Genomic DNA, 15,008 nt, shown 5'->3' on the forward strand with positions numbered 1-15,008 from the left:
CGGATCGCGCGCTCGCGCGCGGCGGGCACGGAACGGGGACGGAACACCTTGCACGAGAACAGCCTGTTGCCCGGGAACAGCCTGGCGCCGGTGCCCACCGCGGCCTGGCCCGCACCCGGCGCACACGCCCTGCTGGGCGCGCGGGACGGCCTGCTCGTCGTCGACCTGCACGGGGACGTCGACCTCGCGAACGCCACCCCGCTGCGCGACTGGCTCGACTCGGTCGTGGCGCTGCGGGCGCCCGCCTACGTCGTCGATCTGCGGCGCACCACGTTCATCGACTCCACCGGGCTCAACCTGGTACTGCGGTTCCGCCGCCGGGTGCGGGAGAGCGAGGCGGGGTTCGCCGTGGTGTGCGCCCCGCGCACCGTGCGCCTGTTGCGGGCGCACGGCACGCTGGACGTGCTGGACCCGGAGCCCGGGCTCCCGGAGGCGGCCTCCAGGATCGCCGGGCGCTGAGTCTCAGACCCGGTCGGCCGCGATCAGCAGGTACTGGAAGCTGCCGTTGCGGTAGGCGTCCAGGAAGGTGTCCTCGATGCCCGTCACCAGATGGTCGGCCTGCTTGCGCAGCGCCCAGTAGGGGATCGTGTCCTCGGTGAGGTCCTGGACGTGGACGGGCACCAGGCGGTTGCGGGCCATCGCCCGGAAGTACTCCGACCTGGGGTGGATGTCGCAGATGTAGTGGGCGTTGATGAGGGACACCTCGCGCGAGGCCCGCCCGTAGGTGTCGTTGTAGCAGCCGGTGATCACCACATAGCGTCCGCCGCGGCGCAGCAGCCTGGAATGTTCGGCGAACAGCAGGTCCAACTCCACGTACATCGTGGACTCGTTGTTCCAGGACGCGGCGAACTCACCGGTCGGGAAGCCGGTGTCGAGCATGTTGCGGTGGTGGTAGCGCACCTTGTCGTCGATGCCCCGCTTGCGGGCCTGCGCGTTGGCGAACTCGGCCTGCTTGGTGGAGATCGTCACCCCGTCCGCCCGGCAGCCGTAGCGCAGGTTCGCCACGACACTGCCGCCGCCGCGCCCGCAGCCGGCGTCGAAGACCCGGTCCGCGGGGGTGAGTTGGCCGAGGTGGGAGGCGAGGAGTTCGGCCTGCGCGTGTTCCAGGCGGTGGAGTTCGGCGGTGAGCCGCTCACGGCGCCGGACGGGGTCGGGGTCGTCGAGCACGGACTCGTCGGCACCGCCGATCCCGTAGTGGTGGTGGTACAGGTCGTCGATCTGTCCGAGGTCGAGGTTGACCGGGTTCTCTTCGGCGTTCCAGTAGTCCGCGACACGGTTCTGGTACGTGGACTGGGTCGGCACCGGGGCAGTGGGGGTGGTGGGGCCGGCGTCGGCAGTGGTCAACGGTGACTCCTTGCGTCGTACATCGTACGTCTGACGGTCCGTCAGGGGCCGTTCTGTTACCAGTAGTTGGGCAGGTGGTAGCGGTGGCTGTTGGTGGCGTGCCACTCGTGGTTGCCGGCCACCCAGGCGGCCAGGCTCTGGGTGTAGCGCTCGACGAGGGGCGAGAGTGCGGACAGTTCCGCGGATTCCTCCTCGAAGGCGTCCATGATCCGGTTGTGGATCTCGACGGACTTCAGATAGGCCGCCTTCAGCCCGCACCGCTCGTTGGCGGCGACGACCTGGGGAAGGTTCAGGTGGTCGGGTTCGGACAGCTCCTTGGTGAAGGAGTAGAGGTCGTTGACGATCGTGGTGGCGTTGCAGGCCAGGGCCGTGACCCGCTGGATCTCGGGCCGGGCGTAGACCTGTTCGGGCAGTTCGTAGCCGTCGACCGCGTCCACGATCGACAGACAGGGGCGGAAGTTGTTGAACTGCCGCATCGTCAGGTACTCCCAGACCCGCGGCTTGTACCGGGTCTCCGCCCAGGCGGCCTCGGCGAGATAGCCGAGGTGGAGGCGGGCGATGTCGTGGACGAAACGGTCTGTCTGGCTGGGGGTGGCGAGGAGGGCGTAGTCCTTGAGGGCGAAGTGGTACGAGCGGCGCGGGCCGTCGGCCTGCACGCCGAGCCGCCACTCCTCCTCGTACTCGGGGGTGGAGTGGAAGGGGTCGAGCGCCGACTGCCCGAAGATCAGCCGTCCGCCGAGGCCGCTGTGCGAGCCGCCCTTGCCCTCGTCCTCCTCGCAGTAGCAGCTGTCGACGATGTTCTCGGCGAGCAGCAACTTGCCTGCCGCGGTGAGCCGTTCGAGGTCGAGGGCGCCCGGGTGCTGGAGCACCACGGCCCGGCCGAACTGGAACCCGGTGAAGTCCCCGTCCCACTCTGCCGGGAAGAGATCGAGCTCGCGGGCCCAGGCCTCCAGCCTGCGGTCGATCTCCGCGGCCTTCTCCGGATCGGCCGGTGCCACGGGTTGGTACTTGAGACCGGGGATCGCCCCGGTGCGCCGGGCCCGCACGGTACGGGCCAGGTTCGGCGGCCCGGGGAGCGGGAGGGAGGTCGTGGTGGGTGTGGTCATGAAGTGCTCCACGCCGTCATTCGGCCGTCCGGCCGATCTGGACGTTCTCGAGGATCCCCGCCGCGTCGGGGACCAGGATGGCCATCGAGTAGTACGCGGTGACGAGGTAGCGGATGATCGCGGCCGAGTCGATGCCCATGAAGCGCACGTTCAGGCCGGGCTGGAACTCCTCGGGGATACCGGTCTGGAACAGCCCGATGACACCCTGGTCGGCCTCCCCGGTGCGCAGCGCGATGATGCTGCTGGTGTGCTGCGGGGTGATCGGGATCTTGCTGCACGGGAAGAACGGCACACCGCGCCAGGCGGGGATCTCGTGTCCGTCGACGTTCGCCGTACCGGGTACCAGACCGCGCTTGTTGCACTGCCGGAAGAACGCCGAGATCGCCTTCGGATGGGCCAGGAAGAGCCGCGTCTTGCGCCGCATGGCGAGGAGTTCGTCGAGGTCGTCCGGGGTCGGCGGGCCGGTGAAGGTGCTGATGCGCTGGGTGTAGTCGATGCTGTTGAGCAGCCCGAACTCCCGGTTGTTGACCAGCTCCCACTCCTGCCGCTCACGGATCTCCTCGATGGTGAGCCGGAGTTGCTGCTGGGTCTGGTCCATCGGGTCGTTGTAGAGGTCGGCGACCCTGGTGTGCACCCGCAGCACGGTCTGGGTGAGCGACAACTCGTACTCGCGCGGGGCGAGTTCGTAGTCCACGAAGCCGCCGGGCAGCGTCGGCTCGCCCACATGGCCGGCCTGCACCGGGACGTCGGCCTCGCCCTTGCGGTTCATCGGCAGCCGCTGCCGCTCGGCGTACGCCTCCAGATGGGCGGCCAACGACGGTACGCGGTCGGTGAATTCGGCCACCACGTCCCAGGGCAGCACCAGCAGGACGCCCGCGGTCTCGGCCCGCACCGAACTCAGCCACAGCGGGTCGGACTGCCCGATCGCCTCGTCGCCCATCTGGTCGCCGTCGGTGACGACCCCGAGGACCTCCTCCTCGTCGTACTTGCCGGCGGTGTAGCGGGTGAAGCGGCCGTGCGCGACCAGGTAGGCCTCGGTGACGGGCTGTCCGGCCTCGAACAGGACCTGGCCGGCCCGCACCTCACGGACCCGGAAGCGGCCCGCGATCTCCTTCAGGACCTCCGCGTCGGAGTACCCGCGCAGCACCGGCAGTTCGGTGAGCGTCTGGGGGATGACCTTGATGTCGTCGGCGCCGTTCTGCTCGAACTGCACCCGGCCGCGGCCGACGCTGAGCTGGAGCCGCCGGTTGACCCGGTAGGCACCGCCCCGCACGTCCACCCAGGGCAGCATCTTCAGCAGCCATCGCGAGGTGATGGCCTGCATCTGCGGTTCGGACTTGGTCGTCGTGGCGAGTTGGCGGGCCGCCACGGTGCTGAGGCTGGTGAGCTGCCCGTTGCCGGGGTTCGCGGGGTCGGGTTCGTCGGTGGCGGGACCGGTGGCGCTTTCCGGAGTGGACACTTTCCCTCCCGGGAGGTGAACAGGGGTGAGCGCGTCGTCGGTGTACAAGCCAAACAGTCCTGCCAACGACCGGTAACCGCGCACGGGGGGCGGCTTCACGCCCCGAAGGGTGTAAACCCCCGATCGAGGCGGAGAGCGGAACAGATCGTTCCCGCGCCCCGGCGCGCGGGGCGCGCGAACACCTGACCCGCGTGAAGTTCCGCGCGCCGCCTACCCGTTGAGGTCGTTCACCAGCACCGCCGCCCCGTCGAAGCGGCCCGCCTTGAGGTCGCTCAGGGCGTCCGATGCCCGCGAGAGCGGATACGTGTGCGTCGTCGCGCGCACGCCGTACCGGGCGGCCAGGTCGAGGAACTCCCGTGCGTCCCAACGGGTGTTGGAGGTGACGCTGCGCACCTCCTTCTCGTAGAACAGCTCGTGCTCGTAGTCCAGGGGCGGGGTGTCGCTCAGGTGGATGCCCGCGACCGCGAGGACCCCGCCCCGGTCGAGCGCCCGCAGCGCCACCGGCACCAGCTCGCCGGCCGGCGCGAACAGGATCGCGCTGTCCAGCGGCTCCGGCGGTGCCTCGTACGCGTCGCGCGCCGAGGCCGCCCCCAGCTCCAGCGCGAGCCGCCGCGCGGCCTCGCCCCGGGTCAGCACATGCACGGTGGCCCCCTCGGCGAGCGCCACCTGCGCGCAGAGATGGGCGCTGCCCCCGAAGCCGTAGAGACCGAGCCGGCCGCCCCGGGGCAGGGCGGAGCGGCGCAGCGCGCGGTAGCCGATGATCCCGGCGCAGAGCAGTGGCGCCAAGGCCGTGTCGTCCAGGCCCGCGGGGAGCCGGTGGGCGAACGCGGCCGGAACGGTCGTGTACTCCGCGTAGCCGCCGTCCGCGTCCCAGCCGGTGTACTCGGAGCGCGGGCACAGGTTCTCGGCCCCGCGCAGGCAGTACGCGCACGTCCCGTCGGTACGGCGCAGCCACGCGACGCCCACCCGGTCACCGACCGCGAAGCCGCTCACCCCGGCCCCGAACCCGGCCACCGTGCCGACGACCTCGTGCCCCGGCGTCACCCCGGGGCGGTGCACCGGCAGATCGCCCTCGGTGACATGGAGGTCGGTGCGGCACACCCCGCACGCGCGCACGTGCACGAGCAGTTCGTCATCCCCGGGGCTGGGCAACGGCTTCTCCACCAACCGGAGGACACCCGCCTCGACGGGCCCCGGTTCGGTCACGGCCCACGCGCGCATCGTCGTCGTATCAGCCATACGTCCAGTGTGGAACGGACCGCCGCGTTCGGCGCGCGCCCCGCTCCCCGGATGACTAGCGTGAGAATTGGGACAACCCGACCTATCGGAGAGGGCCGCGATCATGGCCGTACAACCTGAGGGAACGCCCTGTTGGGCCGACGCGATGTTCAGCGACGTGGACGGAGCAAAGCGCTTCTACGGCGAGGTCCTCGGCTGGACCTTCGGCGACGCGTCGTCGGAGTACGGCAACTACACGCAGGCATTCGTGGGCGACAAGGCCGTCGCGGCCGTCGTACCGCCGATGCCGGGGCAGGAGAGCCCGTCGCAGTGGTGCCTGTACCTCGCGTCACCGGACGCGGCGGCCACCGCCACGAAGATCCGCGAGAACGGCGGCCAGGTGCTGATGGAGCCCATGAAGGTCGGTGACTTCGGCACGATGTGCCTGGCCAGTGAGCCCAGCGGCGCCGTCTTCGGCGTCTGGCAGGGCGACGCCCACGAGGGCTTCGAGGCCGTGGCCGTGCCCGGCGCCTACGCCTGGGCCGAGGTCTTCACCCGCGAGCCCGAGAAGGCGGACCCGTTCTTCGCGGCCGTCTTCCCGTACGCGCAGAAGCAGATGGACGGCGGTGACATGGACTACCGGATGTACAGCCTCGGCGACCAGCCGGTGCTGGGCCGGATGCGGATGGGCGACGAGTTCCCGCCCGAGGTGCCGTCGTACGTCAACGTCTACTTCACCGTCCCCGACTGCGACGAGGCCGTCGCCAAGGCCACCGAGCTCGGCGGCATCGTGCGCTTCGGCCCGACGGACAGCCCCTTCGGGCGGTTCGCGGCGCTCAGCGATCCGCAGGGCGCCTCGTTCACGGTGATCGACGTGACCAGGACGCAGGGCGAGGTGCCCACGAGCACGGACGTCTAGCCGGGGCGGTCGTTCACTTTCCGTCGGTCGCCCACCAGGCGGGAGCGCAGGCCACGGCCGCGTCGACCAGGTCCTCCTTCGTGACGGAGGGGTCGTCGAGCCAGGCCCTGATCGCTCCCGCGAAGCCGCGCGCCATGAACTGCGCGATCACCTGACGGTTGGCCTCGGGCAGCACCCCGTGGTGGCCGGAGCCCATGAAGTCCAGCGTGTAGTCGCTGAAGTGGCGCACGAGCGCCTCGTACACCCCGCTGTCCGCCGGGTCGTCGAGCGCGTGCCGGTATATCGGCAGGTACCGCTCGACGTGGTCGGCGACCTCCGCCGTGGCCAGCCGCAGCAGTTTCGGGGCCGAGTCGCCCTGCGCGCGGCGCTCGGCCTCCAGCCGGTGGCCGCGCTCCAGGTCGGCGTGGAGCACCTGGATCAGCAGGTCCAGCGGGGAGCTGTAGCGGTTGTAGAACGTGGCGCGCGTGACCCCGGCGCGGTCGGCCAGCTCGCCGATCGTGATCTGCGAGACGGGCCGCAGGCCGGCCAGCTCCACGATGGCCTCCTCGAAGGCCCGCGTCGTGCGGGTGATGCGCGGATCGATCCGGTCGCTCAGTGCTCTGCCCTCCCAGGGTTCCCGTTGCACTCTGTCATGACGAGTGATTTTATACACATGTCAAATAGTGTGGCGAAAGGAACGGCCATGGCCTCGCACACCGAGATCCCACCCGGGGAGGCCGCCGACCGGCTGGCCATCCGCGAGCTGATCGACGCCTACGCCCACTGCGCGGACCGGCGCGACGCCAAGGGCCAGATGAGCCTGTTCACCGAGGACACCCGGTTCCTGGTGTTCATGGACGCCACGGCCGCCGAGCCGACGCAGACCCTGCGCGGGCGCGAGTCCCTGGCCCCGGTGTTCGACAACCTCAACACCTACCGGGCGACCACCCACTTCAACGGCCAGAGCACCGTCACCCTGGACGGCGAGCGGGCGACGGGCGAGAGCTACTGCCTGGCCCACCACATCGGCGTCGACGAGTCCGGGCAGCGCACGCTGATGATCGCCTCCATCCGCTACCTCGACCAGTTCACCAAGCAGGGCGGCGACTGGTACTTCGCCGAACGCCGTCTGATGGTCGACTGGACCGAGACGCGCCCCTCGACGCCCTGACGTCACACGGCCGGCGCCTCGTAGTGGGACACACGGTTCGCCACGGCGAGGCCCCAGGGGATGCCGAGCAGCAGGACGAGCACCAGGCCGAGAACGAGCGGAGCGGGGCGCAGTGCGCCCAACCCCACGCACAGCACCGCCATGGCGACACAGGTGCGGGCCAGCGGCCGGTACAGCCCGGGCTCCTCGCTCCACACCCGCAGCGAGGTCGCGATCGTCATCGTCGCGCAGAGCACCACGGCCGCGCCCACGCAGAGCACCCACGCCGTGGCGGCGGGCGTGCGGCCGGAGTGGGCGTGCTCGACGAGGCCCACCATCGCGGCGCCCATCGCGGCCACCGCCGCCGTGAGCGGCAGATGCACCATCATCCAGCGCAGGGCGCTCGCGCGGGCAGGCTTCGGGAGCCGGTGCCCAGCGAAGTCGAAGTACGTCCACCACGCGCCGAACCCGACCACCACGGCCACCATCCCCACGGCGAGGGTGAGCGCGTTGGTCGGCTCGTGGGCCAGTCCGTCGACCACCCCGGTCACGTTCTCGCCGAGCACGATGATGATGAACAGCCCGAACCGCTCCGTGAGCGCGTCGGTCACGCTGAACGCGACCACCCGCTCCGGAATGGCCCGCCCGAGCACGCCCACGAACCCGGCCAGGTAGACGACGGCCAGCACACCCCACGTCAGCACCCGGGCGTCCGCGGGCAGGGCGGCGCTCGCGGCCAGCACCACCGCGCACACCGCCGTCCCCGTCACGAACAGCTTGCTGGGGCGCCGGAACTCGGGGGTGTCACTGCGCGAGGCGAGCAGCCACAGCAGCGCCAGCACCGCGAACAGCACCCCCGCGTCCACCGCGAACGCGGCCCCGTGCTCGCCGCCCGCGCCGGGGATGAACGCGCCGAGGGGGACGAGCACGAGGATCTGCAGCAGGAACATGCTCCGGCCGCGCGCGTCCTCGTGCCCGTGCAGTTCGTGATGCAGGCTGCCGTTCAGCCAGGCGATCCACACCAGCGCGAACACCGCCGCGAACAGCCCGAGTCCGTGCCAGTCCAGCTCCCCGGACAGATGGTGCGCGGCCTGCGCGACCAGCACGACCACGACCAGGTCGTAGAAGAGTTCGAGCGGGCCGACCACCCGCTCGCGGGGCTGCTCCCCGTGGGGGCGCGGGGGCTGCCACAAGTGACGGCGCAGCAGGGCCCATTGCTCTTGTCGCGAGGTCATGCGCGCAGCGTAGAGGGCTAGCGGACGAGATCTTCGGATACGGCCCACAGGCGGGCCGCGTTCTCCCGGTCCAGGGCGTACGGGGCGACGCCGGCGACGGCACCGGCCCGCTCGGTGACCGGACGGGACTCGGCGCAGTCCTCGAAGTAGCGGCCGGTGACGCCCTGCACGGTCGGCGAGGCGGCCAGCAGGACCGAGGTCGCGGCGCCCTGCTCGACCGACTTCTGCGGCGGCAGCGCGAGGTCGCCCGAGGCGATGAACGCGGCGACCTGGTCCATGTCCATGTGCCGGGCGAGGGACGTCTCACCGACGTTGCCCGGCATCAGCGCGTTGGCCGTGATGCCGTCGTCGGCCCAGCGCTCGGCGGCACCCACGGCGAACAGGGCGTTGGCCGTCTTGGACTGCCCGTACGAGGTCCACGGGTCGTAAGGGCGGAAGCGGTAGTCCAGGTCGTCGAGGACGACGGGGGAGAAGAGGTGGCCGATGGAGCTGACCGAGACGACCCGCGCGCCATCCGCCGCCGCGAGCGCGGGGTGCAGGCCGATGGCGAGGGCGAAGTGGCCCAGGTGGTTGACGCCGAACTGCCACTCCCGGCCCTCGGGGGTGCGGGTGAGCCGAGGCGTGGCCATCACCCCGGCGTTGTTCACCAGGATGTGCAGCGGGCCCTGCCAGGCCGCCACGAACGCGGCGATGGTCGACCGGTCGGCCAGGTCGAGCCGCCCGACCGTCAACTGCCCCGACCCGGAAGGAAGTTCCTTCTCCAGGCGCTCCGCGACCCGGGCGCCCGCCTCGGTGTCCCGCACGGCGAGGGTGACGTCGGCGCCCGCCGCGGCGAGCGCCCGGGCCGTCTCCACCCCGATCCCGGAACTGGCCCCGGTCACCACGGCCCGGCGGCCGTGCAGGTCGACGCCGTCGATCACTTCGGTGGCGGTTGTGTCCGCACTGAACATCTGGCATCCCAACAAGGTGGACTAGCAAGGTGGACTAATTGACACTTGTATATTAGCAGTCGCCTGTGAACGCCGCCCGCTCGTACGGGGGTGTGCGGGGCGTGCCGTGCGGCCATGGCATGATCGAGCGCATGCGTGAACGTGTGGTGGCCGCGTGCGACGGGGCTTCGAAGGGGAATCCCGGGCCGGCTGCCTGGGCCTGGGTCGTGTCGGACGACAAGGAGAGCCCGGCCCGCTGGGAGGCGGGGCCGCTCGGCAAGGCCACCAACAACGTCGCCGAACTCACCGCGCTGGAGCGCCTGTTGACGGCGACCGCACCGGACGTGCCGCTGGAGATCCGCATGGACTCGCAGTACGCCATGAAGGCGGTCACCACCTGGCTGCCCGGCTGGAAGCGCAACGGCTGGAAGACCTCCGGCGGAAAGCCCGTCGCCAACCAGGAGCTGGTCGTCCGTATCGACGAACTCCTCGGCGGCCGCTCGGTCGAGTTCCGCTACGTCCCCGCCCACCAGGTCGACGGCGACCCGCTGAACGACTTCGCCGACCGCGCGGCCAGCCACGCGGCCATCGTCCAGGAGCCCGCGGGCAGCGACCTCGGCTCCCCGGAACCGCCCCCCTCGCCCGACACCCCGAAGAAGCCCGCCCGCGCGGGTGCGGCCAAGTCGGCCCGGAAGAGCGCGAGTTCGGCCGCCCGCACCATCAAGGCCAAGTTCCCCGGCCGCTGCCTCTGCGGTCGCGCGTACGCGGCGGGCGAACCCATCAGCAAGAACGACAAGGGCTGGGGCCACCCGGAGTGCCGCACCGCCGAGGCGTAGGCGCCTGGTCCGGCCCGCGGTGAGACCGGGTCCGCCGAAGCGGACCCGCCCGCGTTTCCCTCCGGTGCTCCTGCCTCCTCGGGGAGTCCGTCAACGACGCGCCTCGTCCCCTCGGGTCGAGGTGGCGGCCGCATGCGCTCGGCCTGCTACTCTGCGGTGCCAATTGACCACTTTGAGTAATCCCCAGGGGTGTGCGCGTGAAGGTCGCCTGTGTCGGAGGCGGGCCCGCCGGTCTGTATCTCTCGATCCTGCTGAAGCGTCAGGACCCGTCCCACGACATCACCGTCTACGAGCGCAACCCCGAGGGCTCGACCTACGGCTGGGGTGTGACGTACTGGAGCGGGCTGCTCGACCAACTCCGGGAGTACGACCCGGAGTCGGCGCAGGCCGTCGACGAGCACTCGGTGCGCTGGAGCGACGGCGTCGCCCGCGTCCGGGACCTGACGACCACCCAGCCCGGCGACGAGGGCCACGGCATCGGCCGCCACCGCCTCCTCAAGATCCTCGCCGAACGGGCCCGAACCCTGGGCGTACGGCTGGAGTTTGAGCACGACGTCACGGCGGACGACCTGCCCGACGCCGATCTGATCGTCGCCGCCGACGGCGTCAACAGCGCGCTGCGCTCCCGTCACGCCGACCACTTCGGCGCCGACCTCGTACCCGGCCGCAACCAGTACATCTGGCTCGGCACCAGCAAGGTCTTCGGCTCCTTCACCTTCGCGTTCGTCGAGACCGACCACGGCTGGATCTGGTGCTACGGCTACGCGTTCGGTCCCGAGGGCAGCACCTGCGTCATCGAGTGCGCCCCCGAGACCTGGACCGGCCTCGGCCTCGACGCCGCGCCCGAGGCCGACGGGCTCGCGCTGCTGGAGAAGCTCTTCGCCGACCTTCTCGACGGCCACTCCCTGATCGGCCGCGCCTCCGCCGACGGCAGCGCCCAGTGGCTCAACTTCCGCACCCTGACCAACCGCACCTGGCACCGCGACAACCTCGTCCTGCTCGGCGACGCCGCCCACACCACCCACTACTCCATCGGCGCCGGCACCACTCTCGCCCTGGAGGACGCCATCGCGCTCGCCGACGCCCTGCGCGAGCGCACATCACTGCCGCAGGCCCTCGCCGCCTACGAACAGCGCCGTAAGGCCGCCCTGCTGTCCATCCAGAGCGCGGCCCGCTACAGCGCCCAGTGGTACGAGAACCTCCAGCGCTACATCGACCTGCCCCCGCACCGCATGTTCGCCCTGCTCGGCCAGCGTCACTCGCCGCTGCTGCCGTACGTCCCGCCGCAGGTGTACTACGGCATCGACAAGGCGGCGGGAAGCCTGGAACCGCTGCGCCGGTTCAAGCGCTGGCTCGGGCCCAAGGTCGCGCGGACCGTCCACGCGCGGGCGCTCGCGACCCGCAAGTAGGCGCCCGGCGGGAGCGAGCGGGCCTCCGCGAGCGCTCCAGGCGAGCTTGGGTGAATGGCTATTCACTGGATAAGGTGAATAGCCATTCACCTTCTTTATGCGCCAGCACTGGAGTGCCCATGGGTCAGCCCGTCCCGATACCCGAGCCGTCCGGCAGCCTCGCCGGGCGGACCCCCTTCCGGGACCGGCTCACCGTTCCGGTGCTGGCGTTCGGCGGCATCCTCATGGCGGTCATGCAGACCGTCGTCGTACCGCTGCTGCCGTCGCTGCCCCGGCTCACCCACTCCTCCGCGGGCGCCGTCTCCTGGATGGTCACCGCGACCCTCCTCTCCGGCGCGGTCCTCACCCCCGTGCTCGGCCGGGCCGGTGACATGTACGGCAAGCGGCGGGTGCTGACCAGCGCGCTCGCGCTGATGACCGTCGGCTCGGTCATGTGCGCCCTGTCCTCCGACATCCGCGTCCTGATCTTCGCCCGCGCCCTGCAGGGCGCCGCCGCGGCCGTCGTCCCCCTGTCGATCAGCATCCTGCGCGACGAACTTCCCCCCGAACGCCGGGGCAGCGCCGTCGCGTTGATGAGTTCCACCGTCGGCATCGGCGCCGCGCTCGGACTGCCGCTCGCCGCGCTGATCGTGCAGTACGCCAACTGGCACGTCATGTTCTGGGCGACCAGCGCGCTCGGCGCGCTCGGCGTGTGGGCGATCTGGTGGGCGGTGCGCGAGTCGCCCGTCCGCGAACCCGGCCGCTTCGACGTGCTCGGCGCGCTCGGACTGGCCGTAGGCCTGGTGTGTCTGCTGCTCGGGGTGTCGCAGGGCGGGCAGTGGGGGTGGGGGAGTGGGCGGATCCTGTCGCTGTTCCTCGCCACGGTCGTCGTGTTCGGGCTGTGGTGGTGGCAGCAACTCCGGGTGGAACAGCCCCTGGTGGACCTGCGGCTGGTGTCCAGGCCGAGGGTGGGCCTCTCGCATGTGGCGGCGCTGCTGACCGGCTTCGCGTTCTACGCCAACTCGCTGGTCACCGCGCAACTGGTGCAGGCGCCCAAGGCCACCGGCTACGGGCTCGGACTGTCCATCGTGCAGACCGGGCTGTGCCTGCTGCCCGGCGGTGTCACCATGCTGCTGCTCTCGCCCGTCTCGGCCCGGATCTCGGCGGCACGCGGGCCGCGCGTCACGCTCGCCATCGGCGCCGCGATCATCGCGCTCGGCTATGTGGTGCGCATCGCCGACAGCCGCGACCTGTGGACGATCATCCTCGGCGCGACGGTCGTCGCCACCGGCACCACCTTCGCCTACTCGGCGCTGCCCACCCTCATCCTGCGCGCCGTCCCGGCCGGTCAGACCGCGTCCGCGAACGGCGTCAACGTCCTGATGCGCACCATCGGCCAGGCCACCTCCAGCGCCGTGGTCGCCGCCGTGCTGGTCCACCACACCAGCCTCGTCGGCAGGCTCCCGCTGCCCACGCTGCACGGCTACCTGATGGCGTTCGGCATCGCCGGAGTCATCGCCCTGGTCGCCAGCGCGGCGGCCCTGACCATCCCGGGCGACCCCGCTCCCGACGACACGCTGCGCACCCCGGACCGCGCCGAGGGCGCGCGGGACGGGGCACTGGAGGGAGCATGAGTGCCGTGAGCACCCCTCCCCCCACCGCGTCCCCGCCCGCCCGCCGGGACGCCGAGGCGACCAAGGCGGCCATCCTCAGGGCCGCCCGCTACCTCCTCGCGCGCAACGCGCACGCCGACATCACCCTCAAGGCCGTCGCCGAACGCGCCGGTGTCAGCGCGCCGTTGATCCTCAAGTACTTCGGCAACAAGGACGCCCTCTTCGCCCGCGTCATGTCCTTCGAGACCGACGCGGCGGACCTCCTGGACGCCCCGCTCGACGGACTCGGCCAGCACATGGTCCGGCACGTCCTGGTCAGCCAGCGCGAGCGGGGCGCCGACCCGCTGCTGCGGATCGCGTTCGCACCGATCCAGGGCGACCGCGGCGACGTCCTGCGCGTCAACTTCCGCGCCCAGGTGATCGATCGCCTCACCGAGCGCCTCTCCGGCCCCGATCCCGCCCTGCGCGCCGAACTCGCCGTCGCGACCATCCTCGGCCTCGGCGTCATGTACGGCATCGCGCGCGGCACCCGGCTGCGCGCGACCGCCATCGACACCGTCGTGGAGCGCTACGGACCCACCGTGCAGGCCCACTTGACGCCTCGCTGACCCAGGGCCTGCCTGACAATTCCCGTCTGCCGGGCGACGCCATGCACGCACTCTCGCCGTGCCGGGCGCGGACCCACGTACAACCAGTACGAGGGCCCACGCCCGGCACGCCGAGAGCACGCACCTGACGGCGCCCGGCCGCCCTACGGGCGACGACGGGAATTGTCAGGCAGGCCCTGGCGGGCCCGGCGCCGTGCCGCCCGTGCGCGCCGGTACTGCCGGGCCAGGATCCCGAGGCCGCCGAGGACCGACGGGTTCGCCCCGCGCCTGATCAGCCTCCCGCCCTCGCGCCGCACCGCGCGCAGCCGCAGTTCCTGGACGGCGATCAGCGCGTCGAGGAACGGGCGGTGCTCGGCGGCGACCAGAGCGGGCAGCGTGCGGCCCTCGGGGAGCGTGGCCTCGGCGAGGTCGGCCTGCTCGTGGACCAGTCGCTCCAGCGCGGGCACGGCGGCCTCCGACCTGCCGCGCAGATCCTCGAACTTCAGCCCGTGCCGGACCAGTTCGTCCTCCGGGATGCCGATCCGGCCGTCCTCGGCGTCCTCCGCGAGATCGGCCAGGAAGTCGGTGCGCTGGAGTCCCTCGATCAGCGCCCGGCACCCCCGGACGTAGGGATCGTCGGGTCCCGCGTCGGGATCGGGCGCGAGCAGCGACGCGGTGAGCATCAGGGCGGGCAGCGCGTAACTGTCCACGTAGGCCTGGAAGTCGGCCTCCGTCGCGAATCCGGTCCACCGCGCCTCGACCGTGGCGCCGTCCAGGAAGGCCCGCACCCGGGCGACCAGGTACGGATGCCGGAGCGTGGTGTCCCGGAGCGCCGACAGGGTCTCGTCGGAGGGGAGTTCACCCCCGTCCAGGGCTGCCGTGGTCCGCGCGTCCCAGGAGGCGAGGACCGTCGTACGGACGTCCACGGCGCCGGTGTCGATGAGTTCGTCGGTCGCGTGCATGTAGGCCACCGCGGCGACGGCCGGGGGATGCAGCTCCGGCGGCAACAGCAGCCGTACGGCGGCGTATTCGTGCGGCGCGAACCTGCGGACGAGCCGGCGCTGGGCGTCGTAGGCGCGCCGCAGTCTCGGGTCGGTGACACCCGCCGTCTTCAGGGCGGTGGACCAGCGGGTCACGACTCTCCTCGTGCTTCCGTCCTCGTCCGTCCGGCGCGGCGAGTGACCCCGGAAGCGTAGTTGGCGCGGGGCGCGGCGCCGCTGACCGGCCGGTCGACGTTGACACATG

15 protein-coding genes are annotated in these 15,008 nt (G+C 71.4%); 7 read left to right on the plus strand and 8 right to left on the minus strand.

Annotation, left to right across the window (positions count from 1 at the left end):
* Positions 1 to 48: 48 nt before the first annotated feature.
* Positions 49 to 459 carry an STAS domain-containing protein gene (locus OHT77_RS41345; protein ID WP_328833485.1) on the plus strand — a complete coding sequence of 137 codons (411 nt, stop codon included), beginning with the start codon at positions 49 to 51 and terminating at the stop codon, positions 457 to 459.
* A 3-nt stretch (positions 460 to 462) separates the two neighbouring features.
* On the opposite strand, the gene OHT77_RS41350 is transcribed toward OHT77_RS41345, so the two are convergent.
* The 4 genes from OHT77_RS41350 to OHT77_RS41365 all read right to left on the minus strand — a co-directional run bounded on the left by OHT77_RS41350 (position 463) and on the right by OHT77_RS41365 (position 5,130).
* Complete coding sequence (locus OHT77_RS41350; RefSeq protein WP_328833487.1) at positions 463 to 1,344, minus strand: geranyl diphosphate 2-C-methyltransferase; 882 nt, start codon at positions 1,342 to 1,344, stop codon at positions 463 to 465.
* A 56-nt stretch (positions 1,345 to 1,400) separates the two neighbouring features.
* The gene (locus OHT77_RS41355) at positions 1,401 to 2,450 is read right to left on the minus strand and encodes a family 2 encapsulin nanocompartment cargo protein terpene cyclase (RefSeq protein ID WP_328833488.1); all 1,050 of its coding nucleotides are present in this window, start codon (positions 2,448 to 2,450) and stop codon (positions 1,401 to 1,403) included.
* Between the two features lie 16 nt (positions 2,451 to 2,466).
* Positions 2,467 to 3,909, minus strand: a complete 1,443-nt coding sequence (locus OHT77_RS41360; RefSeq protein WP_328833489.1) for a family 2B encapsulin nanocompartment shell protein — start codon at positions 3,907 to 3,909, stop codon at positions 2,467 to 2,469.
* 210 nt (positions 3,910 to 4,119) lie between these two features.
* Positions 4,120 to 5,130 carry a zinc-binding alcohol dehydrogenase family protein gene (locus OHT77_RS41365; protein WP_328834482.1) on the minus strand — a complete coding sequence of 337 codons (1,011 nt, stop codon included), beginning with the start codon at positions 5,128 to 5,130 and terminating at the stop codon, positions 4,120 to 4,122.
* Positions 5,131 to 5,251: 121 nt separating this feature from the next.
* Here OHT77_RS41365 and OHT77_RS41370 point away from each other — a divergent pair, with 121 nt between their 5' ends.
* Positions 5,252 to 6,046, plus strand: a complete 795-nt coding sequence (locus OHT77_RS41370; RefSeq protein WP_328833490.1) for a VOC family protein — start codon at positions 5,252 to 5,254, stop codon at positions 6,044 to 6,046.
* Positions 6,047 to 6,059: 13 nt separating this feature from the next.
* Here OHT77_RS41370 and OHT77_RS41375 read toward each other — a convergent pair whose 3' ends face one another.
* Positions 6,060 to 6,671 (minus strand): TetR/AcrR family transcriptional regulator, encoded by a 612-nt coding sequence (locus OHT77_RS41375; protein WP_328833491.1) that lies wholly within the window; start codon positions 6,669 to 6,671, stop codon positions 6,060 to 6,062.
* A gap of 57 nt (positions 6,672 to 6,728) precedes the next feature.
* Here OHT77_RS41375 and OHT77_RS41380 point away from each other — a divergent pair, with 57 nt between their 5' ends.
* Positions 6,729 to 7,196 (plus strand): nuclear transport factor 2 family protein, encoded by a 468-nt coding sequence (locus OHT77_RS41380; protein WP_328833492.1) that lies wholly within the window; start codon positions 6,729 to 6,731, stop codon positions 7,194 to 7,196.
* A 2-nt stretch (positions 7,197 to 7,198) separates the two neighbouring features.
* On the opposite strand, the gene OHT77_RS41385 is transcribed toward OHT77_RS41380, so the two are convergent.
* Together OHT77_RS41385 and OHT77_RS41390 are read right to left on the minus strand one after the other, a co-directional pair.
* The gene (locus OHT77_RS41385; protein ID WP_328833493.1) at positions 7,199 to 8,410 is read right to left on the minus strand and encodes a low temperature requirement protein A; all 1,212 of its coding nucleotides are present in this window, start codon (positions 8,408 to 8,410) and stop codon (positions 7,199 to 7,201) included.
* A 17-nt stretch (positions 8,411 to 8,427) separates the two neighbouring features.
* Complete coding sequence (locus tag OHT77_RS41390) at positions 8,428 to 9,360, minus strand: SDR family NAD(P)-dependent oxidoreductase (protein WP_328833494.1); 933 nt, start codon at positions 9,358 to 9,360, stop codon at positions 8,428 to 8,430.
* 119 nt (positions 9,361 to 9,479) lie between these two features.
* Between OHT77_RS41390 and OHT77_RS41395 the strand changes: the two genes are divergently transcribed.
* The 4 genes from OHT77_RS41395 to OHT77_RS41410 all read left to right on the plus strand — a co-directional run bounded on the left by OHT77_RS41395 (position 9,480) and on the right by OHT77_RS41410 (position 13,784).
* On the plus strand, positions 9,480 to 10,175 hold the full coding sequence (locus OHT77_RS41395) for a ribonuclease H family protein (RefSeq protein ID WP_328834483.1): 696 nt from the start codon (positions 9,480 to 9,482) through the stop codon (positions 10,173 to 10,175).
* Positions 10,176 to 10,372: 197 nt separating this feature from the next.
* A complete protein-coding gene (locus OHT77_RS41400) occupies positions 10,373 to 11,584 on the plus strand; it encodes an FAD-dependent monooxygenase (protein ID WP_328833495.1) in 1,212 nt (403 codons plus the stop codon).
* Between the two features lie 119 nt (positions 11,585 to 11,703).
* On the plus strand, positions 11,704 to 13,197 hold the full coding sequence (locus OHT77_RS41405) for an MFS transporter (RefSeq protein WP_328833496.1): 1,494 nt from the start codon (positions 11,704 to 11,706) through the stop codon (positions 13,195 to 13,197).
* Positions 13,194 to 13,784 carry a TetR/AcrR family transcriptional regulator gene (locus OHT77_RS41410; RefSeq protein WP_328833497.1) on the plus strand — a complete coding sequence of 197 codons (591 nt, stop codon included), beginning with the start codon at positions 13,194 to 13,196 and terminating at the stop codon, positions 13,782 to 13,784. Before OHT77_RS41405 ends, OHT77_RS41410 begins: the two co-directional genes overlap by 4 nt.
* A gap of 143 nt (positions 13,785 to 13,927) precedes the next feature.
* On the opposite strand, the gene OHT77_RS41415 is transcribed toward OHT77_RS41410, so the two are convergent.
* Positions 13,928 to 14,899, minus strand: a complete 972-nt coding sequence (locus tag OHT77_RS41415) for a squalene/phytoene synthase family protein (protein WP_328833499.1) — start codon at positions 14,897 to 14,899, stop codon at positions 13,928 to 13,930.
* Positions 14,900 to 15,008: the final 109 nt, after the last annotated feature.

The sequence above is a fragment of the Streptomyces sp. NBC_00252 genome, from assembly GCF_036187565.1.
GTDB lineage: Bacteria > Actinomycetota > Actinomycetes > Streptomycetales > Streptomycetaceae > Streptomyces.

Bases quoted from the DNA above. Each gene is read 5' to 3' on its own strand.
- OHT77_RS41355 (WP_328833488.1), bottom strand. From the start codon at position 2,450: ATGACCACACCCACCACGACCTCCCTCCCGCTCCCCGGGCCGCCGAAC.
- OHT77_RS41365 (WP_328834482.1), bottom strand. From the start codon at position 5,130: ATGCGCGCGTGGGCCGTGACCGAACCGGGGCCCGTCGAGGCGGGTGTC.
- OHT77_RS41370 (WP_328833490.1), top strand. From the start codon at position 5,252: ATGGCCGTACAACCTGAGGGAACGCCCTGTTGGGCCGACGCGATGTTC.
- OHT77_RS41380 (WP_328833492.1), top strand. From the start codon at position 6,729: ATGGCCTCGCACACCGAGATCCCACCCGGGGAGGCCGCCGACCGGCTG.
- OHT77_RS41385 (WP_328833493.1), bottom strand. From the start codon at position 8,410: ATGACCTCGCGACAAGAGCAATGGGCCCTGCTGCGCCGTCACTTGTGG.
- OHT77_RS41390 (WP_328833494.1), bottom strand. From the start codon at position 9,360: ATGTTCAGTGCGGACACAACCGCCACCGAAGTGATCGACGGCGTCGAC.
- OHT77_RS41395 (WP_328834483.1), top strand. From the start codon at position 9,480: ATGATCGAGCGCATGCGTGAACGTGTGGTGGCCGCGTGCGACGGGGCT.
- OHT77_RS41405 (WP_328833496.1), top strand. From the start codon at position 11,704: ATGGGTCAGCCCGTCCCGATACCCGAGCCGTCCGGCAGCCTCGCCGGG.
- OHT77_RS41410 (WP_328833497.1), top strand. From the start codon at position 13,194: ATGAGTGCCGTGAGCACCCCTCCCCCCACCGCGTCCCCGCCCGCCCGC.